Origin of the sequence: Streptomyces avermitilis MA-4680 = NBRC 14893 (genome assembly GCF_000009765.2) — a bacterium.
GTDB lineage: Bacteria > Actinomycetota > Actinomycetes > Streptomycetales > Streptomycetaceae > Streptomyces > Streptomyces avermitilis.
The window spans coordinates 7,702,024-7,724,239 of the sequence record NC_003155.5 but is presented as its reverse complement, the minus strand read 5'-3'; the positions used below and the strand labels follow the sequence as shown (position 1 = coordinate 7,724,239).

Below are 22,216 nucleotides of genomic sequence, written 5' to 3'. Positions count from 1 at the left end.
CGTGCGATGTTCCGGTGCGTGCGCTCAGGGGGTGGTCGAGCGCACCTCACCGTACGCCGCCGCCGGCGCGGTTGGCGCGCCGAGGGTGTCCGTCACGCCGCGGACCAGCAGATACTGGCCCGCCGCATAGGTGAGCATGATCCAGAAGTCGGGTCGTGGGAGCTGTGGCCAGTCGGCGACGCCGGTGGCGATGAGCGTGTCGGAGAGCAGGAAGAGGGCACCGCCGAGCCCTGCGACGGGCCCGAGCCGGGTGGCCCCGTACGCCATCGCGGTCAGCAGCAGGCTGTAGCCGACGACGGGGACGCGCAGCCCGGCGGGAAGGCCGGGCCACAGGAGGGCGACGGTGGTGACGAGGACGAGCCCGTAACCGCCGGCGAGCAGGGCGCCACGCGCGCGCGTCCGGCCGTGCCGCGCGAAGAGCACGAGATAGCAGACGTGCCCGGCGGCGAAGGAACTCATCCCGGCGAGGAAGGCCGGGTCGGCGTCGGACAGCAGGAGGACGTCGCCCGCCCAGCCGAGGAGCAGCGCGACGACGAGGAGGCGGGGTCCGCCGCGTACGGCCGCGTAGGCGGCGAGCAGCGGCATCAGGAGGGGCTTGGCGAGCAGGTGTCCGGTGTCGGACCCGAGGGCCTGGGAGGCGAGGTCGGCGACGACGGCGAAGGCGAAGGCCCCGAGCAGCACGCGCGCGGCGGCCGGCCTCACGCGACGGGCTCCGTGACCGGCTGCTCAGCCGCCGGCCGCACGGGCTGCCAGCCGGGCCCGCGGAACACCCTGCCCGCCCGCTCACGCCAACCGCGCGCCGCCCGCAGGTCCTTGGCGATGGCGACGTACTCATGGGTGGCGACGCGCAGGGGGTTGTAGGTGGCGATGTTCTTGGTGAGTCCGTAGACGGGCCGCTCGGTCTCGGGGACGAAGGAGCCGAAGATCCGGTCCCAGACGATGAGGATCCCGCCGAAGTTGCGGTCGAGGTACCCGCCTTGGGAGGCGTGGTGCACCCGGTGGTGCGAGGGCGTGTTGAAGACGAACTCGAACGCCCGGGGCAGCTTGTCGATGCGCTCGGTGTGGATCCAGAACTGGTACACGAGGTTCACGGAGGAACAGAACGCGAGCGCGGCCGGATGGACGCCGAGGGCGATGAGCGGAACGTAGAAGGGCCAGACGGTGAGCGAGGTCCAGGGCTGGCGCAGGGCGGTGGTGAGGTTGAACTTCCGGCTGGAGTGGTGGACGACGTGGCAGGCCCAGAGGATGCGGATGACGTGGTGGCCGCGGTGGGACCAGTAGTAGAAGAAGTCCTGCGCGAGCAGCATCAGCGGGACGGTCCACCACAGGACGGGGACGCGCAGGGGCGTGAGTTCGTAGATCGCCGTGTAGACCGCGACGATCGGGATCTTCCACAGGAGGTCGAAGACGAGACTGCCGAGGCCCATGCCGACGCTCGTCGCCGCGTCCTTCGTCTCGTACCCTTCCGCGTCCTCCTCGGGATGGATCCGTACGCTCACGATCTCGATCACGGTGAGCAGCACAAAGGCGGGTATCGACCACAGCACGACATCGGGCAGGTTCGGCATGGGTGCACCGTAGGACTGTCCGCGCGCTGCCGCCAGACGTTGTTACTGACAAGTATTACCGGCGGTATGCGCTTGCTTCTTGGTGATCTCCACCAAGGGGGCGCGCACGGTCGGTCTCCCGGCCCACGCGTCCTGTCCCCGGCTCACACCCCGGCCGCCCCCAGCAGCGCGCCCGCCGCATAGGTGACCCCCATCGCCAGCGCGCCGCCGCCCACGTTGCGCAGCACCGCCCGCCCCGGCCGCGCCGCCCCCAGCCGCGCGCTCACCCACCCGGTGACGACCAGCGCGGCGAGGACGGAGAGCACGGTGACGGGCAGGCGCCAGTCGGCCGGTGGCAGCACGATCGCCAGCAGGGGCAGCAGCGCCCCCACCGTGAACGCCAGGAAGCTCGCCCACGCCGCGTGCCACGGGTTCGCCAGCTCGTCCGGGTCGATGCCGAGCTCCACGCGCGCGTGGGCGCGCAGCGCGTCCCGCTCCGTCAGCTGCTGCGCCGCCTCCCTCGCCACGTCCCGGGACAGCCCCCGCTCCTCCAGCAGCTCCGTCAGCTCCTCCAGCTCCGCCTCGGGCTGCTCCGTCAGTTCCCGTTTCTCCAGCGCCAGTGCCGCCTTCTCGGAGTCCCGCTGCGTGGAGACGGACACGTACTCCCCCGCCGCCATCGACATCGAACCGGCCAGCAGCCCCGCCAGACCCGCCGTCAGCAGTGCGGAGCGGGCGCCCGTCGCGCCCGCCACGCCGACGACGAGGCCCGCGGTGGAGACGATGCCGTCGTTCGCGCCGAGGACCGCCGCCCGCAGCCAGTTCAGGCGGGAGCCGAGCGCGCCCCCGTGTGCCTCGTCGTGCGTGGGTTCCGTCACGAGGGGAGGATGCCACCCACGGTGTCACCAGACGCGTACCGACCCTCCCCGCGCGAAGACGGGACTCGTCGCGTCCGCCGGTGGCTCTTCCAGCGGCCGCGCCAGCTCCGCCACCGTCGGTCCCACCTTCGCCGCGATCGGGTCGAGCAGGGAGAGGTCGAAGCCGTACACCCGTGCCGCGTTGCCGCCGGCCATCGCCGCGATCTCCGTGCGCGGCAGCCCCGCGTAGGCGATCCGCAGGCCTTCGCGCGAGTACGGGTACGTCCCCTCGTCGTGCGGGTAGTCGCTGCCCCACATGATCTTGTCGAGGCCGATGCGGTCCCGCAGCGGCACCTCGTGCGGGCGCATGAAGCTCGCGCCGACGAAACAGTTGTCCCGCCAGACCTCCGACGGCCCCTTGCCCATGGCCCGGTCCAGGCCGGCGCCGAACTTGGCCTCCGCCGTCGCCGACTTCGGGCCGGCCGCGACCAGACGGCCGTGGTAGTAGTCCAGCATGTCCAGGACCCCGGGGATCCAGCCCGAACCCTGTTCCGTGAGCACCAGCCGCAGGCCCGGGTGACGGCGGAACGCTCCGCCGAACACCAGGTGCCACAGCGCCCGGTGCGAGAACCACGTCGTCTCCACCATGAAGACCGCCCGCGCGGCCGGTTCGTCGCCCAGCGGCGGGGACGCCGAGCCCGCGTGGTGGTTCACGGGCACGTCCAGCTCCTCGCACACCGCCCAGATCGGGTCGTACGCTTTCGAGTACAGCTCCGGCAGGCCCGAGCCCGGTGGGGTGCCGGGGAGCAGGAGGCCGCCCCGCAGGCCCGCGCCGGCCGCCCAGCTGATCTCCTTCACCGCCTCCTCCACGTCGTTCAGGAGGATCTGGAAGACGCCCGCCCGGCGGCCGGGTGCCGCCGCGCAGAAGTCCGCCAGCCAGCGGTTGTGGGCCCGCAGGCCGGCCCACCGCTGCTCGAACTCCGCCGCCGTCGGCGCGGGCGCCATCAGCGACGCCGACGGGAAGAACGGCGGGATCGTGTTCGGGAACACCACCTCCGCGACGATCCCGTCCGCCGCCAGCTCCGCCAGGCGCCGCTCGGAGTTCCAGTTCCGGTCCGCGGTGTCGGCGAGCAGGTCCTCGTACGGATTGACGTAGGTGGCCGCCCACGCGTCGAACGCGTCGTGGTGCCGCTTCGCCAAGTACGGCCTGTAGTCGAGGAGATCGGCGCCCGCGTGGCAGTCGGCGGAGATCACCGTGTACCGGTCGTCGGTCATGGGGTCGTCCCCAGGGCCGGGAAGTCGTGGCCGGTCAGCCAGTGGCGGCCCACCTCGCGCGAGCGCGCCCAGGACGCCTCGACGGCCGCCCGGTCGTCGGACTGGCCGAGGTCGGCCGGGGTCGGCCCGATCCGCCGGGCGAGGGGGGCCAGCTTCTCGACGTCGAAGCCGAAGACCTCCGCGGCCGCCAGGCCGAGCATCCGGCGCGTCTCCCCGACCGGGATGTCATGGAAGGTTTTCGACAGCCACGCGCGCGTGTCGGGCCAGGTGCCCTCGGGGTGCGGGAAATCGCTGCCCCAGAGGATGTTGTCGACGCCGATCTCGTACCGCTGGGCCAGTTCGCGGCGCTTGGTGTTCGTCGCGCAGATGAAGACCTGCCGGTCCAGGTACGCGTGTGGCGGGCGCGTCAGTTCGGCGAAGGGCGACAGCTTCTTGCCGCCGTGCGCGCCGAGGTAGAGGCGGTCCATGAACCAGAGGAGATTGGGGAGCCACCAGCAGCCCGACTCCGCCACGCCGAACCGCAGCCCCGGGTGCCGCTCGAAGACGCCCGACCACAGCAGGAACCAGAGCGGCCGGGCCGGCCACCAGGTCACCTCGCTCACATAGATGCCCAGATGGTCGCCGTACTCGTGCCGGGGCGCCGCCCCCGAGTGCGTGAGGACCGGCATGCCGCACTCGGCCGCCGCGGTCCACACCGGGTCGTAACGGCGGTCGTGGTAGGGCTCCTTGTCGACCCACATGGAGGGGATCATCAGCGCGCCGAGGCCCGACTCCTTGGCCCGGTACACCTCCGCGACCACGCGGCCGGGCTCGGCCGTGACGGGCAACAGGGCCACCCCGCAGTGCCGTTCGGGGTGTCCGGAGACGAAGTCCGCGAGCCAGCGGTTGTGCGCCTGCGCGCCCGCCATGCCCAGCTCCGGATCCTGGTCGCCGGAGAGGCCGAGGCCCACGCCGAAGGGGGCGGCGGTCCGGCTGTCCACGGCGTCGGCGTCCGGGAAGACGACCTCGGCGGCCACCCCGTCGCCGTCCAGCTCCTTGAGACGCTGGGCGGTGTCCCAGCCGCCGCGCAGGCCCTCCTCGTTGTCCTGGAACCACTTGTCCGCGAACGCCTCGTTGCGGATGCCGAGCCGCGTCATCTCCTCGCGGCGCCGGTCGCGCCCGGCGAGGAATTCGTCGAAGTCCCGGTGGAAACGGGAGTCCAGGTAGGGCCGGTACTCCTCGGTGGGCAGCCCGGCGTGGCAGTCGGAGGAGATGATCAGGTAGGGATCCTGGTCCGTCACGTCCCTGCCGGTCGCGTCCTTGTCGGTCACCACGGTCTCCTCAGTCGAGGATGAAGCTTTCCAAGTACGACGGGTCGGTCCGCTCGAGCATCGACCGCGACCTCGCCCTGATCTGCCGGTCGCTGTGCTCGCTCTCGGGCAGCAGCCAGAAGCGGTCCGCCCGGATGCCGTCCACCACCAGCTCGGCGACCTCCTCGACCGGCGTGAAGCGCACTTCCCGGCCCGCCTCCCGCATCGCGGCCTCCCACTGGTCGAGGCTGCGGTAGGGGGTCTTCCTCGGCTTGTGCTTCGCGTAGCGCGAGGGCCGGTTGCGGTGCGACTCCCACAGGCCGGTACGGAGCATGTGCGGCCCCGGGAACAGCACGGAGGCGCCCACGCGCGCGTGCTCCGCCCTCAAGTGCGCGTACAGGGACTCCGTCATCGTCACGACGGCCGCCTTGGTGACGGCGTACACGGAGGCGGTGGGCAGGGGCGCGATGCCGCCGTCCCCCGACGAGGTGTTGACCACATGGCCGGGCTCACCCCCCGCGATCATCCGGGGCACGAAGGCCTGGACGCCGTGGAAGACGCCCCACACGTTGACCGCGAAGGCCCACTTCCAGTCGTTCGGGTCGTGCTCCCACATCCGGCCCTCGGCTCCGGAGCCGACGCCCGCGTTGTTGCACAGCACGTGCACGGCGCCGAACCTCTCCCACGTCCCGGCCGCCAGCGCCTCGACCTGATCACGCTCCCCGACGTCGACCACGCGCGCGTGCACCTCGGCCCCGTCCTCCCGCAGCGCGGAAGCGGCCTTCTCCAGGGCCCCCTCCTCGACATCCGCGAGGACCACCTTCAGTCCCTCGGCCGCGAACCGCCGTGCCATCGCGAGCCCGATGCCGCTCGCCGCGCCGGTGACGACGGCGACCTGTCCCGCCCGGAGATCCATCAGACACTCCCCTGCGGCGGACCGTCGAGCAACTGCTGCGGATCGTCGTAGCGCTGGTGGATGTACGGCAACAGGGCCTGGGCACTGACCTGTTCGACGACCTTGCCCTTCTGGTCGGTGGTCTTCTCACCGATGGTGATCTCGACGAGCCGGCGTACGGGCAGGTCGGCGACCGGGTCGTACATCGACTCGCGCAGGACGACGTCACCGGTGATCCGCTCCAGCCTGCGCACCTTCTCGTTGCGCAGGCAGTGCACCAGGACCGGGGCGGTGTCGAAACCCGGACCGTCCACCGAGGGCAGGAACTTGAAGTAGAAGTCGGTCTTCCGGACGGGCTCCGGAAGCGGCAGATCACCGCTGACCGCTCCGCGCACCTCCACGAACGCGATGCCGTGCCGGGCCAGCGCCGCGCGTACGACGAGGCCGTCCCGTTCGACCGTGACCTCGCCCAGCTTCTTCGGCTCCCCGAACACCTCACGGCCGCCGATGAGGGCCCGCTCATGGGTCATCGGCATGACGAGCGGGTACCAGCCCTCGACGCCGTCGTGCGCGGCGGCGACCGCGAACGAGCCCGCGCCCAGCCGGTATCCGGGCAGGTCGACCTTGCTGATGTTGACCCGGGCCAGGGGCCGCCCGGTGGGTTTGAGCGGGGGCGGCAGCACCGCCGCGACCGCGTCCGGGTCGGTCTCCCAGACGGCCACCACACCGGTGGACCAGATGTCGGGGAGCCGGGAGCTCGCGGAGCGCGCGGCCGCGATCTCCGCGTCGGTCCGCGCGCCATAGCGCACTCGTGCCATGTCGTACCGCCCTTCTTCTGATGGGCCGTCACCTGTAACACAGTTACAGCAGACCTCGTGCCGGGTAAATACGTGTGCACGAACATGGACGGGGGCGGGATGGCGAGACCGGCACTCACCCGCGACGAGGTCCTGGACTCCGCGGCGGATCTGGTGAAGCGGCACGGCCCGGCGGCGCTGACGATGCGGGGGCTCGCCGCCGAGCTGGGCACCGCGGTCACCTCGATCTACTGGCATGTCGGCAACCGCGAGTCCCTGCTCGACGCGCTGGTCGAGCGGACCGTCGCCGATCTCGGCGAGATCCGCCCGGTGGGGCGCACGCCCGCGCGCCGCATCGCCTCCGTCGCCCGCGCCCTGCGCCGGCAGTTGCGCGACCATCCACATCTCGTCGCGATGGTGCACGAACGCGGTCTGACAGAACGCATGTTCCTGCCCGCACAGCAGGCGCTGGTGCGTGAGGCGCACGCGGCGGGACTGCGCGGCGCGCGGGCCGCCGAGGTCGTACGGGCCGTGCAGTTCCTGGTCGTCGGGCACGTCCTGGTCGAGCGCAACCGCGAGCGTGCCCCGGCGCAGCGCCCCGGCGAGCAGGAGCTGTGGGGGGCACGTACGGCGGACGGGGACCCGGCGCTCGCACGAACACTCGCCTGGCCCGTCGATCCGGAGAAGGTGTTCACGGCATCCGTGAAGGCCCTGGTCGCCGGGCTGTTGGAGGCGGCGCCTGAGACCGCCCGCGGCCCGGGCCCGTCCTGAGAGGGCGGAGTCCGGGGACAGAGCTGTCAGTGGCGGCCCTTATCCTCATTGACCATGCTCGAAGACCGTACGACCGCAGCGACCCCAGCCCCCTGGCCGGCCGCGTATCCACAGGGGTACGCGGTCGTCGACGTGGAGACCACCGGCCTGGCCCGGGACGACCGGATCATCTCGGCCGCCGTCTACCGGCTGGACGCGCGCGGCGAGGTCGAGGACCACTGGTACACGATGGTCAACCCGGAGCGGGACCCGGGCCCGGTGTGGATCCACGGGCTGACGAGCGATGTCCTCGAAGGGGCACCGCTCTTCGAGGACATCGCGGCGGAGTTCGCGTCCCGGCTCGCCGACCGCGTGCTCGTCGCGCACAACGCGGTCTTCGACTGGTCGATGATCGCCCGGGAGTACGCGCGCGCGAAGAGCCAGGCGCCGGTGCGGCAGCGGCTGTGCACCATCGCGCTCTCCAAGGAGCTGGGCCTGCCGCTGCCCAACCACAAGCTGGAGTCGCTGGCCGCGCACTTCGGCGTCGTACAGCAGCGGGCCCACCACGCCCTGGACGACGCGCGCGTGCTGGCCGAGGCGTTCCGGCCGAGTCTGCACGCGGCGGCGCGGGACGGCGTCCGGCTGCCGCTGCTGGAGTGCCTGCCGCTCACCGAGTGGAACGCCACCCCGCGGATCGGCCGGCAGCCCTCCGGCGGCTATCCGTCCGGCAGTTGGCGCCCCTCCCGCAAACGCCCCGTATGCCCCTATCCCAACCCGGGTCGCTACGAAGAGGGCAAACCGCTCAAGCAAGGCATGCGGGTGGCGTTCTCCGGGGACACCTCGGTCGACCGCGAGCTCCTCGAGGACCGCGCCGTCGAGGCGGGCCTGCATGTGGCGACGAGCCTGTCCCGGCTCACCAGCCTGCTCGTCACCAACGACCCCGGCTCGGGTACGTCCAAGACGGCCAAGGCGCGGCAGTACGGGACACCGGTGATCGACGAGGCGGCGTTCGGCCAGCTGCTGCGGGACGTGGAGCCGGCCTCGCAGGGGTGACCCGCGGCGGCTCGAACCGGTGGTGAGGCGTCAGACGGGTGATTGGCGGACGACTCGCCCGGCGGCCGCTCGCCCGTCCCGGGTCGGCGCCGCACCCTGTGGCGCATGGCACGTTGCGAAGTCTGTGGAAACGACTACGGCATGACGTTCGAGGTGCACGCGCAGGGCGCGGTGCACGTCTTCGACTGCTTCTCCTGCGCGATCCACCGCATGGCACCGATCTGCGAGCACTGTCGCGTCCAGATCATCGGCCAGGGAGTCGAGGTCGGGGGCCGCTGGTTCTGCGGTGCGCACTGCTCTCGCGCGGAGGGGAGGGCGGGAATCGTCGACAAGGTCTGAGCCCCCTGCCCGCCGTCCACCGCCCACCCCCCTCCCAACGCCCCACGACCGAGTTGTACGGTCGTGGGGTGTACCGCTTCCTGTTGTCCCGGCAGTGGGTGATCCTCACCCTTGTGACGCTCGCGCTCATCCCGACGATGATTGAGCTGGGCTTCTGGCAGCTGCACCGCCACGAGCACCGCGTCGCGCTCAACACGGTGATCGGCAACTCGCTGGCCGCCACGCCGGTGCCGGCGGAGTCGCTCACCTCGCCCGGCGCGACCGTCAAGCACGACGACCTGTACCACCGGGTGACCGCGAAGGGCACCTTCGACACCGCGCACGAGGTCGTCGCACGCCGCCGTACGAACGTGGACGGCGAGGTCGGTTTCCACGTCCTGACCCCGTTCGTGCTGGACGACGGCAAGGTGATCCTGGTCAACCGGGGCTGGATCCCGGCGAACGGCGTGCAGACCGAGTTCCCGAAGATCCCCGCCCCCGCGAACGGTGAGATCACCGTCACCGGGCGGCTGATGCCCGACGAGACGACCGCCGAGAGCGGCATCAAGAACGTCCAGGGGCTGCCGGCCCGCCAGATCATGCTGATCAGCAGCGGACAGCAGGCGAAGGCCCTCGGCAAGCAGGTCCTCGGCGGCTATGTCGAGCTGACCTCGCCCCGGCCCAAGGGGGACAGCCCCGAGCTGATTCCGGCCCCCGACCACAGCGACATCGGCCCCCACATGGCGTACGCCGTCCAGTGGTGGCTGTTCGCGGCGGGCGTCCCCGTCGGCTGGGTCGTCCTGGCCCGGCGCGAACGCCGCGACCGCGCGGAGGCGGCAGCGGCGAAGGAGACGGAGACCAAGGAGACGGCCCCGGCGGCCGTCTAGAGCCAGGGCCCGACCCGCCGCACGGAGCCCGGCAGTCCCGCGCCCCAGCGCCCCAGCGCCCCCACGACGGTCCGGCCCCCACCGCACCCCACCGGCCGCCCTTCCGCCCGCGCATCACCCGCCCGGGCCCACCCCCGGATTGCCCCCACCCCCCAGCGGGAACCCGGCAATTGTGCACAAATCTGTCGAGTCCCCAGCATTCAGCGCATCCATTGAGGACTACGCCCTCATCGGGGACCAGCAGAGCGCCGCCCTTGTCGCCCGCGACGGATCCATCGACTGGCTCTGCCTCCCCCGCTTCGACTCGCCGGCCTGCTTCGCCGCGCTGCTCGGCGACGAGCACAACGGCAAGTGGCGTATCGCCCCCAAGGGCGCGGGCCCCTGCACCCGTCGCGCCTACCGCACCGACTCCCTCGTCCTCGACTCCGAGTGGGACACCCCCGAGGGCACGCTGCGCGTCACCGACCTGATGCCCCAGCGCGACAGCGCCCCCGACCTCGTACGCATCGTGGAGGGGCTGCGCGGCCGCGTCACCGTACGCAGCGCGATCCGGCTGCGCTTCGACTACGGCTCGATCGTGCCGTGGATGCGCAGGGCCGAGGGGCATCGCGTGGCGGTGGCCGGCCCCGACGCCGTGTGGCTGCGCAGCGAGCCCGCGGTGCACACCTGGGGCGAGGACTTCTGCACGCACTCCGAGTTCACCGTCGGGGAGGGCGAGAAGGTCGCCTTCGTCCTCACCTGGCATCCCTCGCACCAGCCGCGCCCGCCGCTCGTGGACCCGTACGAGTCGCTGCACGGCAGTCTCGCGCAGTGGCGGGAGTGGGTGTCGCAGTGCCGTTACGACGGACCGTTCCGGGATGCCGTGGTGCGTTCCCTGATCACTCTCAAGGCCCTCACCTACGCCCCGACCGGCGGCATCGTGGCCGCCCCCACCACCTCACTGCCCGAACAGCTCGGCGGCATCCGCAACTGGGACTACCGCTACTGCTGGCTGCGCGACTCCACGCTCACCCTGGACGCGCTGCTGTCGGCCGGGTACCACGAGGAGGCCGCGGACTGGCGCGACTGGCTGCTGCGCGCGGTCGCGGGCGATCCGGCGGATCTGCAGATCATGTACGGGCTGTCGGGAGAGCGGCGGCTGCCCGAGTTCGAGCTGCCCTGGCTGCCGGGATTCGGGGACTCGGTCCCGGTCCGGATCGGCAACGACGCCGCGAAGCAGTTGCAACTGGACGTCTACGGCGAGGTCATCGACTCGCTGTCGCTGGCCCGGTGTTCGGGTCTGCCGGCCAAACCGCACATGTGGCAGGTGCAGCGCGCCCTGATGGATTTCCTGTGCTCGGCCTGGCGGCAGCCGGACGAGGGGCTGTGGGAGGTGCGCGGCGGGCGTCGCCATTTCGTGTACTCGAAGGTGATGGCCTGGGTGGCCGCCGACCGCGCCGTACGCACCCTGGAGAACGAGCCGCAGCTCGGCGGCGATCTGGCGGGCTGGCGGGCCATGCGCGACGAGGTGCACCGCGAGGTGTGCGAGCGCGGCTACGACGCCGAGCGGAACACCTTCACACAGTTCTACGGCTCACGTGGACTCGACGCCTCGCTGCTGCTCATCCCCCGGGTCGGTTTTCTGCCGCCCGACGATCCGCGGGTGATCGGCACGGTCGACGCGGTGCGCGAGGAGCTGGGCCGAGACGGCTTCGTACGCCGTTACAGCACCGACGTGGCAGAGGTGGACGGGCTGCCCGGCGACGAGGGCACGTTCCTGGTCTGTTCGTTCTGGCTCGCGGACGCCCTGCACCGGCTGGGCCGCACCGAGGAGGCCCGCGCCCTGTTCGAACGGCTGGTCGGGCTCTGCAACGACGTGGGTCTGCTCGCCGAGGAGTACGACCCGGCGTCGGACCGCTTCCTCGGCAACTACCCCCAGGCCTTCAGCCACCTCGGCCTGGTGAGCACCGCCCTCGCCCTCTTCGGTGACCAGGAGGCAGGATAGGGGGCATGGATCTTGGACTTGAGGATCGTGTGTACGTCGTCACCGGGGCGACCCGTGGGCTCGGCAACGCGGCGGCGCGGGAACTCGTCGCCGACGGGGCGAAGGTGGTCGTCACGGGCCGGGACGACAAGAGTGTCGCCGACGCCGCGTCCGCGCTCGGCCCGAACGCGGTCGGGGTGGCCGTGGACAACGCGGACCCCGAGGCGCCGGCCCGCCTCGTCGCGGCCGCGCGTGCGCACTTCGGCGGCTTCGACGGCATCCTCATCAGCGTCGGCGGACCACCGCCCGGGTTCGTCGCCGACAACACGGACGAGCAGTGGACGGCCGCGTTCGAGTCGGTGTTCCTCGGTGCGGTCCGGCTGGCCCGTGCGGCGGCGGCCGAGCTGGCCGAGGGCGGGGTCATCGGCTTCGTGCTGTCCGGCTCGGTGCACGAGCCCATCCCGGGCCTGACCATCTCCAACGGGCTGCGCCCGGGCCTCGCCGGCTTCGCCAAGTCCCTCGCGGACGAGCTGGGCCCGCGCGGCATCCGCGTCGTCGGCCTGCTCCCGTCCCGCATCGACACGGACCGTGTCCGTGAACTCGACGGGCTCTCCGCCGACCCGGAGGCCACCCGCGTGGCCAACGAGTCCCGCATCCCGCTGCGCCGCTACGGCACACCGGAGGAGTTCGGCCGCGCGGCCGCGTTCCTGCTGTCGCCGGCGGCGTCGTATCTGACGGGCATCATGCTGCCGGTGGACGGCGGGATGCGGCACGGGTTCTAGGGCCGGTCCGGTGGACCGGGGCCGCGGGAAGCAGCGGAACCCGCCCGCCGTTGTCCGCGGTGTCCCTCAACTCACCCGCTCCGCCCGGTGTTTGACCGCGCGCAGCCGGACCTCCGCGGGCAGTGCCGCGAGGGCCGCGGAGTCCCGGGCGTGGGCGAGCGACCGAGTGGTCAGGCCGTGCAGCGCGGTCCCCGGATCCACGTGCGGTTCCAGCAGGAGCCGCACCCGGGCCTCGGGGGCGGCGCGCCGGCCGGTCAGCAGGACGTGTGCGCGCCCGACGCCGTCCAACTGCTCCGCGTCAGCGGCGAGTACGTCCTCCAGGGCCCGTCCGCGCAGCATCGCGCCCTCGCCGTCGCCGGTGTCGACGAGCACCTCCGCGAGCCGCCGCCTGCGCAGTACGGCGGACAGCCACCACAGGGCGAGCAGGACGAGAACGGCTAGCACGGCGATGACGGTCGGCCACCACCAGCCCTCGTCCCGCCACCGCGTCCGCTCGGCGTAGCTGAGGAGCACGTCGCGCCGTCCGTCGTGGATCCACCACGAGGGTGGCCGGACGCCGAGTCCGACGGCCAGCACGGAGCCGCCGAGGGCGACCAGGATCAGCCCGGCGAGTCCGAGCAGCACACGGTTGACGGTCCTCAGCACCGTCCTCACCCCTTCCGCCGGGGACGCCCCACGCGCACCGACAGCGCGGGCGGCCGGACCAGCCCCAGCCCCCGGACGCCGTCGGCGAGCGTGGCGTCCAGGTCGGCGCGTACGTCGTCGAGTTCACGGAAGTGCGACACCGCGCGGACGTCCGCCTTCCTGCGCCGCACACGGACGCGCACGGACTGCACGCCGGACACCTCCATGGCCCGGTCGCGCAGCGCCAGCGCGGCGGCTTTCCGGTGCAGTCCGGCCCGTACGTCGGGGTGTGCGCGGCGCATCGGCAGGAAGCCGCGCAGACCGGGAGTCGTGGCGAGCACGAGCAGCCAGACGCCGAGGGCGGCGGCGAGACCCGCGCCGACGAGCACCCAGGTGTCGTCGAGGGGCCGCTCGGCGAGCTGACGGGCCAGGAATCTGCGCCAGTGCATGGCGGGCCGGTGGGCGCGTACGGCCACGACGTCGTACAGGAGGAGGCCGGCGCCGAGGAGGACGATCAGGGCGAGGAGGCCCGCCGGGACACGGCGGGCCGACCAGAAGCGGCCGTCGCGGGCGCCCTCGTCGGCGGCCGGGACCGGGCCCGGTTCGTAGGCCTCCGGGGAGGCGGACCGGCCGGGGTCCGTGTCGTCGGTCTTCTCGATGACCGGCAGCCGCTGCGTGCTCTCGTGTCCCTCGTGTCCCTGGGGCTCGCTCACTGCGTCCTCCCGTGTGCCGCGCCGGGTGCCGGTGCCCGGTGCAGCCGCTCCACCTGGACGGCCACCTCGTGCACCTCCATCCCCGTCAAAGCGCCTACCCGCTCGGCGACCTGACGACGCACCGCACGGCACCGGCCACCGATGTCGGAGGGATAGTCGAGTTCGAGACTGATGCGGACGCGGGCGGTGCCGTGGTGCACGACGACCGTGGCGTGCGGCGACTCGGCGCCCCTGGTCAGCGGCAGCACTGCCTCGCGCGCCGCCTGCGCGGCGATCTTCGCGACGACCCGGTCGGCGATCCTGGTGGCCCCGCGCTCGGCCGGCGCCACGGCCGTCGGGGGCCGCCGGACCGCCTGGGGCCCGTAGCGCTGTTCGAGCTCACCGGCCTGGCCGGGCACCCGTCATCGCCGCCGGTCGTCGCGGGGGCGGAAGAAGTCGCCGAACTCCAGGTCCCCCTCGATGACCCGGCCGACGACGAGGCCGACGGCGCCCAGGGCGGCCACCAGCAGAAACGCGCCGAATCCGCCGAAGTACCCGGCGAAGCCCAGCGCCATTCCGGCAATCATGCCGATCACGGCCAAGCTCATGGTGCGCTCCTCAGCTGTGCGGTCACCCCGTGACTACTGAAGCCGTGTCTCCGGCTCCTCTTCCTCTTCGTCCGGCAGCTTCACATCGCTGACGGCGATGTTGACCTCGACGACCTCGAGTCCGGTCATGCGCTCGACGGCCGCGATGACGTTCTCGCGCACGGCGCGGGCGACATCGGTGATGGACACGCCGTAGTCGACGACGATCTCCAGGTCGAGCGCGGTCTGGAGCTCGCCCACCTCCGCCTTCACCCCGCGGGCGACGGACTTGGTGCCGCCGGGCACCCGGTCGCGCATGGCCCCGAAGGAACGGCTGAGTCCGCTGCCCATGGCGTTCACGCCGAGTACGTCACGGGCGGCCAGCCCGGCGATCTTCTCCACCACGCCGTCGGCGATGGTGGTGCGGCCTCGGGTCGCGGGGTCGCCGCCGCCTCGCTTGGTGGCCCTGCGTGCCTGCGGCGACTCCACCGCGCCCTCGGGGGTCTCCGGCCGGTTCCGCTCCGTCATGTCGGTCATCGCCGCACCTCCCTTTCGGTCGTCCCCCAACCCACAGTAGGCCGGGTTGCGGCCTCTCGCGCCTGGGGTGCGGCAGGCTGGAACAATGACGGCAGACCGGTGGACTCAGGAAGTACGGCATCTGCTCAGGCTCGGCAGGCTGCTGCCCCTCGGCCTCCCCCACGACGGCTCGTGGATCACGGAGAGCGCGGCCGGCTCGGTGCTGCGGCGCGCGGCGGATCCCGTGCGCGAGGTCCGCCTCGGCACGCTCCGGATCTCCCTCGCCGACCCGGAGCAGCAGGTGCACGAGCCGGTCGTGCCGCCCCCGCCGAGCGCGCTGCCGCCCGGCCCCCTCCGCATCATCGCGGAGTTCACCGTCTCGGCGGACCCCACGGCGCCGGGCGTCGACCCGCTCCCCACGACGGCCGACCGCCTGCGCCTGGCCCTGGCCGCGGCCGCGGAGGAGCGGCTCGGTCTGACGGTCACGGAGGTGGATCTGCTGGTGACAGAGTTGTCGAACGGGGCGGACGAGGCGCCCGTCGCCGTACGCCCTGACGACGAGCGGCCGACTGCCCAGCCGACCGGTGCCGACGAGCTCCGGGCGGCCTCGGCCGCGCTGTCCGTCCCGGGCGTCGCCCGTCTGACGGACGCCCTGGGCCGCCCGGTCCACATCGAGGACGTCGGCGGGAAGACCACCCTGCCGCACCGTCACGTTCGCGTCGAACTGGCGGTGACGGCGGAACGGCGGACCGCCGATGTGGCCAGGGCGGTCCGCTCGGCGGTGACGGAGGCCCTGCCGGACCACCCGTCGGTCGCCGTGGTGGTCACGGCGGTGGGCCGGCCCTAGTCGCCGACCCCGGCCAGATCCCGCAGGCGGCGAGCCTGGGCGGCACGCTCGGCTGCGCGCTGGTCCTCGTACGTCCGCTCCTGCGCCCCACGCAGCAACGCCTTCGTCTCGATGACGGCGTCACGCGGAGCGGCGAGCAGCGCGCCGGCGAGATCCCGTACCGCGCCGTCGAGCTGCTCGGCGGGCACGGCGAGGTTGGCGAGGCCGGTGCGTTCGGCCTCTTCGGCCAGCACAAAACGGCCCGTCGCGCAGATTTCGAGCGCGCGGGCGTAACCCACCAGGCTCACCAGCGGATGCGTACCCGTGAGGTCGGGGACGAGGCCCAGGCTGGTCTCGCGCATGGCGAACTGCACGTCGTCCGCGACGACGCGCAGGTCACAGGCGAGGGCCAGCTGGAAACCCGCGCCGACGGCGTGCCCCTGCACCGCGGCGATGGACACGATGTCGCTCCGCCGCCACCAGGTGAAACCCTCCTGGTACTCGGCGATGGTTCCGTCCAGCTCGGCGTCCGAACTGCGCGCGAGCTCGATGAACGACGGCTCGCCGTCGAACCCCTCGGGCGTGAACGCCTGCCGGTCGAGCCCCGCCGAGAACGACGGGCCCTCGGCGCGCAGCACAACGACACGGACGGAGCCCGGCAGTACCCGCCCGGCCTCTGCCAACGCCCGCCACAGCGCGGGACTCTGGGCGTTGCGCTTGGCCGGGTTGGTCAGCGTCACCGTGGCGACAGCCTCGTCGACGGTGAGCCGTACGCCGTCCTTGTCGAGTACGGGATCGAGGACCTTGCCGGGGTCCTTGTCGACGTCCGTCTCGTGCTCATGCGAAGCCATGGGGCGCCTCCGATGGGTGCGGTCATCGTGGATGCGGTGCCACGGAGAAGTAGCACGCATCCGTAAGTGACTGCACAGTAACCACCCGGTCGATCACTCGACCGACCGGGTGGCACCACCGAAGCCGATGGACCGCGCCGGCCTCAGGCCGTAGTGGCCTTCTTGCCCCGCGTCGCACCGCCACGCCCACGAAGCGTGACGCCCGACTCGCTGAGCATCCGGTGCACGAAGCCATACGAGCGGCCGGTTTCTTCGGCCAGCGCTCGGATGCTCGCACCGGAGTCGTACTTCTTCTTCAGGTCTGCCGCGAGCTTGTCGCGCGCGGCGCCGGTCACCCGGCTGCCCTTCTTCAGAGTCTCGGCCACCCGTGCCTCCTCAAGGGAAGTGCGCTCTGGTCTCCTCATGATCACCCCTCGGGGGCTTCATGGCCACCCATTCGGCAAGGTCCGTAAGACAAGGTTTTGACGACAGGAGCACATCCCCACGAGCGGAATCCGGTGTTCCGCCCGGTGGCATCCGTACGGCCGAACGGGTTCATCCGTGAATCACCAGGTCAGCGACGCGCGACGGCCGAGCCCTCGGGATGAAAGGACTCGGCCGCGAAATCGATGTAGGGCACACCTCGGTACGAGGAGATCTCACACAGATGATGGATCACGGATCGGCCGAATGATCCATACGCAGTGGATCACTCATTCGATCAAGCGGGGGTGACCCGTGGGGTGACCCCTTACAGGTCGGTCAGGCGAGGGCCACGAGGTCGGCGTAGTCGGCGCCCCAGAGGTCCTCGACGCCGTCGGGCAGCAGGATGATGCGCTCGGGTTGGAGCGCCTCGACGGCGCCCTCGTCGTGGGTGACGAGGACGACCGCGCCCTTGTAGGTGCGCAGCGCGCCGAGGATCTCCTCGCGGCTGGCCGGGTCGAGGTTGTTGGTCGGCTCGTCGAGGAGCAGGACGTTCGCCGAGGAGACGACCAGGGTCGCGAGTGCGAGGCGGGTCTTCTCGCCGCCGGACAGCACGCCGGCCGGCTTGTCGACGTCGTCGCCGGAGAAGAGGAACGAGCCGAGCGTCTTGCGGACCTCGACCAGGTCGAGGTCGGGGGCGGCGGAGCGCATGTTCTCGAGGACCGTGCGCTCGGGGTCGAGGGTCTCGTGCTCCTGCGCGTAGTAGCCGAGCTTGAGGCCGTGTCCCTCGACCACCTCGCCGGTGTCGGGCGTCTCCACGCCGCCGAGGAGCCGGAGCAACGTCGTCTTTCCGGCGCCGTTGAGGCCGAGGATGACGACGCGGGAGCCCTTGTCGATGGCCAGGTCGACGTCGGTGAAGATCTCCAGCGATCCGTACGACTTCGACAGACCCTCCGCCGTGAGCGGGGTCTTGCCGCACGGCGACGGCTCGGGGAAGCGGAGCTTGGCGACCTTGTCCTGCTGGCGCACCGCCTCGAGGCCCGCGAGGAGCTTGTCCGCGCGGCGGGCCATGTTCTGCGCGGCGACCGTCTTGGTGGCCTTGGCGCGCATCTTGTCGGCCTGGGAGTGGAGTGCGGCGGCCTTCTTCTCGGCGTTCTGCCGCTCGCGCTTGCGGCGCTTCTCGTCGGCCTCGCGCTGCTGCTGGTAGAGCTTCCAGCCCATGTTGTAGACGTCGATCTGGGAGCGGTTGGCGTCCAGGTAGAAGACCTTGTTGACGACCGTCTCGACGAGGTCGACGTCGTGGGAGATCACGATGAAGCCGCCACGGTAGGTCTTCAGGTAGTCGCGCAGCCAGACGATCGAGTCGGCGTCGAGGTGGTTCGTCGGCTCGTCCAGGAGGAGCGTGTCCGCGTCGGAGAAAAGAATGCGGGCCAGCTCGACACGGCGGCGCTGACCACCGGAGAGCGTGTGCAGGGGCTGGCCGAGCACGCGGTCGGGCAGGTTGAGCGCGGCGGCGATGGTGGCGGCCTCCGCCTCGGCGGAGTACCCGCCCTTGGTGAGGAACTCCGTCTCCTGGCGCTCGTACTGCCGCAGCGCCTTCTCCCGCGTGGCACCCGAGCCGTTCGCGATGCGCTGCTCGTTCTCGCGCATCTTGCGGATCAGGGTGTCCAGGCCGCGTGCGGAGAGGATGCGGTCGCGGGCGAGTACGTCCAGGTCGCCGGTGCGCGGGTCCTGCGGGAGGTAGCCGACCTCGCCGGAGCGGGTGACGTTGCCGCCGGCGGGGACTCCCTCGCCGGCGAGGACCTTGGTGAGGGTGGTCTTGCCCGCGCCGTTGCGGCCGACCAGGCCGATGCGGTCGCCCTTGGCGATGCGGAAGGTGGCGGACTCGATGAGGATGCGGGCGCCGGCGCGCAGCTCGATACCGGAGGCGGAGATCACGGACAGACTCCAGGGCGGAAGTATTGGCGGGGTGGGCAGCTGAGGGCGTTCCCGCCGTCTAATGCGCGAGGAGAATGGCCATGGGCCAAGTCTAACGGGGCCGTGCAACCAGATTTCCTGTGTGCGGGTGTTCGGCACTGTGATGCTCGCCCCGCCGTTCGCCCTGCCATTCGTTGCCCAGCGGTGTGCGGCGCGGGGCGATCGGGCCGAGGTCGTCCACGGCGACGATCTCGCCGCTCCAGGAGTCTGCCGCGAGGCAGGGCTGCGCGATCAGGATGGCGCCGCCGCGGTGCACCGCGCGCGCGGGGGCGAAGGCGCAGCCCTGGCGGGCGGGCAGCACCCAGCGCAGATCGCCGTCGGCGAGACGGTACGCGGCGATGCGGTGCGGGGTGACGACGGCGAGCATGCGGGTGCCCGGATCGAGCATCCGCAGGACCCCGGCTCCGCCGTGGGCCGCCAGCCAGTCCGCGGCCGCGGGCAGGGCGCGGTGCCAGCGGACGCCGGTGGCGTCGGTGGCGGTCACCAGGCCGTCGTCCCACAGTGCGATGGCGTCCCCGCGCGCGGGGAGCACGGCGAGCGGTCGACGCCCCGCCCGCGCGTAGGTCCAGTGAACCGAGCCGCCGCGGCCGCCGTACGCCTCGACGGCGGCCCCTCGCATACGCAACCTGGGCTCCACGGCGGGCGCCACGCGCGCGTGGACGGTGAGGCGATCTCCGTAGGGGGCGGGGCGGGCGTGGTGGACCGCGGCGAGGAGGGAGGCGCCGAGCAGGAGCGCGAGGGCGGTGGGCAGGAGGCGGTGGAGACGGCGGAAGTGGGGCGGGGGCAGGGGGTCGGTGGGGAGGCGGGGGCGGGGAGAGGCGTTCACAGTCCACGCGGCTTCGGTGTTCGCGGGGCGCTCGGCTGTGCGGGTCGCGGGGTGCTCGGCCTGCGGGTTCGCGGGGCGCGCGGGGCCGGCGTGCGCGCGTGGGCGGTGGGGGCGGTGGGCCGGCTGTCGGCGCGGGACGCTGCGGGCCGGCCGTCGGTGAGGGCCGCGTAGCGCTGGTCGCCGGGGCCCTCCCCCGTCGTCCCGGTCGGCAAAGCGACCACCTCGCCCCCTCAAAGCGCTGCCCACGGACCAGGCGGAGCGTAGGCGCGGGTACGGCGGACGGCTGCCGTGACACGGCGGGCGGGCCCGGGTGCGTCCTCCGTTCGGCCGTTCGGTCCTTCGACCCTTCGGTCCTTCGGTCCTTCGGTCCTTCGCCCGGGGCCGCGTTGTCAGTGCCCGATGCCACACTGTGTGGCGGGTCACATTCCGGCGACGAGGCGATAAGGGGTGATCGGCATGGCAGGCATGGACAGCGGGCGTCCGAGTATCTGTCCGTCGTTGCTGTACGCGGACGCGAAGGCGGCGATCAAGCAGCTCACGGAGGCCTTCGGCTTCACGGAGCTGTCGGTGTACGAGGGCGAGGACGGCTCGGTGATGCACGCCGAGCTGGTGCAGGGCAACGGCGCGGTCATGCTCGGCTCGAAGGGCCGCGGCGGCCGCTTCGACGAGGCGATGAAGAACGCGGGCCCCTGCGGGGTGTACGTCGTGGTGGACGACGTCGACGCCCACCACCGGCGCGCCGTGGACCACGGCGCGGAGATCCTGATGCCCCCGACGGACCAGGACTACGGCTCGCGGGACTACATGGCCCGGGACGCCGAGGGCAACATCTGGAGCTTCGGCACGTACGCCCCCGAGATACAGGGCTGACGCTCCCCCGGGCGACCAGGGCGCGTCTTGGGGACCAGGCCGGATCCTGGGCTAGCTCCCGCCCGTGTGCACCTGGAAGGCCGCACGGCGGACTGCCCTGGCGAGTGCCGGATCGGGGTGGGCGGCGGCGAGCGCGACCAGGACCTGCACGGTGCGGGGGTGCCCGACCGCGCGTACCTCGTCGAGGAGCGCCGGCACGGTGGGCTGTACCGCGGACTCCAGGTGGCGCACGAGGAGCGGGGCTTCGCCGTGGTCGGCGACGGCCGCCGCGGTGTCCACCCACAGCCAGGTGGACTCCTCGCGGGTGAGCACCTCGTGGGCGTCCTCGGGGTCGTGACCGTCGTGCTCCGCGAGCCACAGCAGGGCGTACGGGCGCAGCGGGGTGGCCTCGGCCACGGCGCGCACATCGGGCTCGGCGGGAGCGCCGACCACGCGCAGCGCCTCGAAGGCGAGGCCGCGCAGGAGGGCGTCGTCGCCGCGGGCCGCGTCGAGGAGCTCGGTGACGGCGCTGCCGACGGTGCGGGCGGCGAGCCAGGCGCGGTACTCGGCACGGGCGGCGTTCGGGCGCAGCTGGGCACAGCCGCGGAGCATGTCCTCCGCGTTCTGCTCGATGTTCCCGGCGGGGCTCTGCGCGGCCACGCAGATCTGCTCCAGCTTGACCCACACCGCCCAACTGCCGAGCGGGGTGAGCGTGGCCTGCCCGTCGGCGCAGGTGAGCGCGCCCACGGAGGCGAGGGCGTGCAGGGCCCAGTCGAGGAGGGGGGAGAGCGGGGTGTCCTCGGCGAGGCGCTCACCGGGGATGCCGAAGACACCGCCGGAACGCCCCGCGGGGACCTCGACGGGCTCCGCCTGGGGGCCGTACGGGACCTCGCAGCGTTCCGTGCGCAGCTCGGTGACCCGCTGGTCGAGCAGGTCGAGGAGTTGCTCGAAGGGGACGGGGCCCGCCGACAGCTGGAGGAAGGAGAGCACCTGCGGCATCGCGGAGACGACCTCGGCGACGGCGGCGTGCTCGTGCTCCTCGGGTTCCGGGTAGGCGAGCGACCAGGCGTCGAAAAGGGCGACCCAGCCGCGCAGTACGGCGCTGTCGTCGCGGTTCCACGCGCGCAGCCGCCAGCCGGGGCGGGCACTGTCGCCGTGCACCTCGACGAGGCCCGCGAGGCGTGCGGTGTCCCAGTCGGCACGGACCTGAGCCGGGGTCAGGCCCAGATCGGCGGCGGCCCGTTCGGCGGTGGTGTCGGAGAGGGTGCCCCTGCCGTCGGAGGGCCCTACGCCGTGCCCCGGGCGGAGCGCGGCGTCGGCCCAGCGGGCGACACGGGCCGCGTCGGCGAGGCCGGTGCGTGCCATGCGGGCCAGTTCCGCGGGCGGAGGGGTGCCCTCCGGCGGCCGGGGTGCCGGGCGGCGCGTGCGGCGCTGGGTCACCGCTCGGGAGGCTGCGGCCAGGGGCCGCGGGCGGACGAGTCGGAGCCTGGAGTCGCGCGGGTTACGGGACGTCACGGGTGCAGTCTTCCGGTTGACGGTCCGAAAACCCAAACGGAATGTCACGGGGGGCGACAGGGGTGGCCAATGGACAGGTCTGGGCAGGCGCTCGAGACGGGTGAGGGAGCACTTGGTGAAACCCGAACCGGAAGCGGCTTT

General features: G+C 72.4%; 25 protein-coding genes. 8 read left to right on the top strand and 17 right to left on the bottom strand.

Annotated features, from left to right (window positions below):
• Window positions 1–24: 24 nt before the first annotated feature.
• The 7 genes from SAVERM_RS33145 to SAVERM_RS33115 all read right to left on the bottom strand — a co-directional run bounded on the left by SAVERM_RS33145 (window position 25) and on the right by SAVERM_RS33115 (window position 6,678).
• Window positions 25–702: a lysoplasmalogenase gene (locus SAVERM_RS33145; RefSeq protein WP_010987847.1), complete on the bottom strand. Its 678-nt coding sequence runs from the start codon at window positions 700–702 to the stop codon at window positions 25–27.
• Window positions 699–1,568 carry a sterol desaturase family protein gene (locus tag SAVERM_RS33140; protein WP_010987846.1) on the bottom strand — a complete coding sequence of 290 codons (870 nt, stop codon included), beginning with the start codon at window positions 1,566–1,568 and terminating at the stop codon, window positions 699–701. Before SAVERM_RS33140 ends, SAVERM_RS33145 begins: the two co-directional genes overlap by 4 nt.
• A 143-nt stretch (window positions 1,569–1,711) precedes the next feature.
• On the bottom strand, window positions 1,712–2,422 hold the full coding sequence (locus SAVERM_RS33135) for a VIT1/CCC1 transporter family protein (protein ID WP_010987845.1): 711 nt from the start codon (window positions 2,420–2,422) through the stop codon (window positions 1,712–1,714).
• Between the two features lie 24 nt (window positions 2,423–2,446).
• A complete protein-coding gene (locus SAVERM_RS33130; RefSeq protein WP_010987844.1) occupies window positions 2,447–3,676 on the bottom strand; it encodes an amidohydrolase family protein in 1,230 nt (409 codons plus the stop codon).
• A complete protein-coding gene (locus SAVERM_RS33125; RefSeq protein ID WP_037646973.1) occupies window positions 3,673–4,956 on the bottom strand; it encodes an amidohydrolase family protein in 1,284 nt (427 codons plus the stop codon). Before SAVERM_RS33125 ends, SAVERM_RS33130 begins: the two co-directional genes overlap by 4 nt.
• Before the next feature lie 40 nt (window positions 4,957–4,996).
• Entirely contained in the window at window positions 4,997–5,881 is an 885-nt protein-coding gene (locus SAVERM_RS33120) for an SDR family oxidoreductase (RefSeq protein WP_010987842.1), read from the bottom strand.
• Complete coding sequence (locus SAVERM_RS33115) at window positions 5,881–6,678, bottom strand: acetoacetate decarboxylase family protein (RefSeq protein ID WP_010987841.1); 798 nt, start codon at window positions 6,676–6,678, stop codon at window positions 5,881–5,883. Before SAVERM_RS33115 ends, SAVERM_RS33120 begins: the two co-directional genes overlap by 1 nt.
• Before the next feature lie 99 nt (window positions 6,679–6,777).
• On the opposite strand from SAVERM_RS33115, the gene SAVERM_RS33110 reads away from it, so the two are divergent.
• The 6 genes from SAVERM_RS33110 (at window position 6,778) to SAVERM_RS33085 (ending at window position 12,410) form a co-directional block, all read left to right on the top strand.
• On the top strand, window positions 6,778–7,428 hold the full coding sequence (locus tag SAVERM_RS33110) for a TetR/AcrR family transcriptional regulator (protein ID WP_037646881.1): 651 nt from the start codon (window positions 6,778–6,780) through the stop codon (window positions 7,426–7,428).
• Window positions 7,429–7,482: 54 nt separating this feature from the next.
• The gene (locus tag SAVERM_RS33105) at window positions 7,483–8,460 is read left to right on the top strand and encodes a DEDDh family exonuclease (protein WP_010987839.1); all 978 of its coding nucleotides are present in this window, start codon (window positions 7,483–7,485) and stop codon (window positions 8,458–8,460) included.
• A 105-nt stretch (window positions 8,461–8,565) separates the two neighbouring features.
• The gene (locus SAVERM_RS33100) at window positions 8,566–8,799 is read left to right on the top strand and encodes a hypothetical protein (protein ID WP_010987838.1); all 234 of its coding nucleotides are present in this window, start codon (window positions 8,566–8,568) and stop codon (window positions 8,797–8,799) included.
• A gap of 68 nt (window positions 8,800–8,867) precedes the next feature.
• Window positions 8,868–9,665, top strand: a complete 798-nt coding sequence (locus SAVERM_RS33095; RefSeq protein ID WP_010987837.1) for an SURF1 family cytochrome oxidase biogenesis protein — start codon at window positions 8,868–8,870, stop codon at window positions 9,663–9,665.
• 172 nt (window positions 9,666–9,837) lie between these two features.
• Window positions 9,838–11,649: a glycoside hydrolase family 15 protein gene (locus tag SAVERM_RS33090; RefSeq protein WP_010987836.1), complete on the top strand. Its 1,812-nt coding sequence runs from the start codon at window positions 9,838–9,840 to the stop codon at window positions 11,647–11,649.
• A gap of 5 nt (window positions 11,650–11,654) precedes the next feature.
• Window positions 11,655–12,410, top strand: coding sequence for an SDR family oxidoreductase (locus SAVERM_RS33085; protein WP_010987835.1), 756 nt, complete (start codon window positions 11,655–11,657; stop codon window positions 12,408–12,410).
• Between the two features lie 66 nt (window positions 12,411–12,476).
• Here SAVERM_RS33085 and amaP read toward each other — a convergent pair whose 3' ends face one another.
• Genes amaP through SAVERM_RS33060 form a run of 5 tightly spaced genes read right to left on the bottom strand, consistent with a single transcriptional unit; the run spans window position 12,477 to window position 14,850 of the window.
• Entirely contained in the window at window positions 12,477–13,064 is a 588-nt protein-coding gene (gene amaP, locus SAVERM_RS33080; protein WP_010987834.1) for an alkaline shock response membrane anchor protein AmaP, read from the bottom strand.
• Entirely contained in the window at window positions 13,061–13,747 is a 687-nt protein-coding gene (locus SAVERM_RS33075) for a DUF6286 domain-containing protein (RefSeq protein WP_010987833.1), read from the bottom strand. Before SAVERM_RS33075 ends, amaP begins: the two co-directional genes overlap by 4 nt.
• Window positions 13,744–14,145 carry an Asp23/Gls24 family envelope stress response protein gene (locus tag SAVERM_RS33070; RefSeq protein ID WP_010987832.1) on the bottom strand — a complete coding sequence of 134 codons (402 nt, stop codon included), beginning with the start codon at window positions 14,143–14,145 and terminating at the stop codon, window positions 13,744–13,746. The genes SAVERM_RS33075 and SAVERM_RS33070 overlap by 4 nt, the downstream gene beginning before the upstream one ends.
• Before the next feature lie 3 nt (window positions 14,146–14,148).
• The gene (locus SAVERM_RS33065) at window positions 14,149–14,334 is read right to left on the bottom strand and encodes a hypothetical protein (protein WP_010987831.1); all 186 of its coding nucleotides are present in this window, start codon (window positions 14,332–14,334) and stop codon (window positions 14,149–14,151) included.
• A gap of 33 nt (window positions 14,335–14,367) precedes the next feature.
• Window positions 14,368–14,850 (bottom strand): Asp23/Gls24 family envelope stress response protein, encoded by a 483-nt coding sequence (locus SAVERM_RS33060; protein WP_010987830.1) that lies wholly within the window; start codon window positions 14,848–14,850, stop codon window positions 14,368–14,370.
• Between the two features lie 85 nt (window positions 14,851–14,935).
• Here SAVERM_RS33060 and SAVERM_RS33055 point away from each other — a divergent pair, with 85 nt between their 5' ends.
• Window positions 14,936–15,676, top strand: coding sequence for a hypothetical protein (locus tag SAVERM_RS33055; RefSeq protein WP_010987829.1), 741 nt, complete (start codon window positions 14,936–14,938; stop codon window positions 15,674–15,676).
• Here SAVERM_RS33055 and SAVERM_RS33050 read toward each other — a convergent pair.
• The 4 genes from SAVERM_RS33050 to SAVERM_RS33035 all read right to left on the bottom strand — a co-directional run bounded on the left by SAVERM_RS33050 (window position 15,673) and on the right by SAVERM_RS33035 (window position 19,711).
• Window positions 15,673–16,506 (bottom strand): enoyl-CoA hydratase/isomerase family protein, encoded by an 834-nt coding sequence (locus SAVERM_RS33050; RefSeq protein ID WP_010987828.1) that lies wholly within the window; start codon window positions 16,504–16,506, stop codon window positions 15,673–15,675. The genes SAVERM_RS33055 and SAVERM_RS33050 overlap by 4 nt on opposite strands.
• Window positions 16,507–16,649: 143 nt before the next feature.
• Window positions 16,650–16,871, bottom strand: a complete 222-nt coding sequence (locus SAVERM_RS33045) for a helix-turn-helix domain-containing protein (RefSeq protein WP_010987827.1) — start codon at window positions 16,869–16,871, stop codon at window positions 16,650–16,652.
• A gap of 376 nt (window positions 16,872–17,247) precedes the next feature.
• Entirely contained in the window at window positions 17,248–18,846 is a 1,599-nt protein-coding gene (locus SAVERM_RS33040; protein ID WP_010987826.1) for an ABC-F family ATP-binding cassette domain-containing protein, read from the bottom strand.
• A 91-nt stretch (window positions 18,847–18,937) separates the two neighbouring features.
• The gene (locus SAVERM_RS33035) at window positions 18,938–19,711 is read right to left on the bottom strand and encodes a hypothetical protein (protein ID WP_174514637.1); all 774 of its coding nucleotides are present in this window, start codon (window positions 19,709–19,711) and stop codon (window positions 18,938–18,940) included.
• Between the two features lie 456 nt (window positions 19,712–20,167).
• Here SAVERM_RS33035 and SAVERM_RS33030 point away from each other — a divergent pair, with 456 nt between their 5' ends.
• Window positions 20,168–20,581 carry a VOC family protein gene (locus SAVERM_RS33030; RefSeq protein ID WP_037646969.1) on the top strand — a complete coding sequence of 138 codons (414 nt, stop codon included), beginning with the start codon at window positions 20,168–20,170 and terminating at the stop codon, window positions 20,579–20,581.
• 51 nt (window positions 20,582–20,632) lie between these two features.
• Here the strand turns inward: SAVERM_RS33030 and SAVERM_RS33025 are convergent, their stop codons facing one another.
• Window positions 20,633–22,075, bottom strand: a complete 1,443-nt coding sequence (locus tag SAVERM_RS33025; RefSeq protein WP_078234931.1) for a hypothetical protein — start codon at window positions 22,073–22,075, stop codon at window positions 20,633–20,635.
• Window positions 22,076–22,216: the final 141 nt, after the last annotated feature.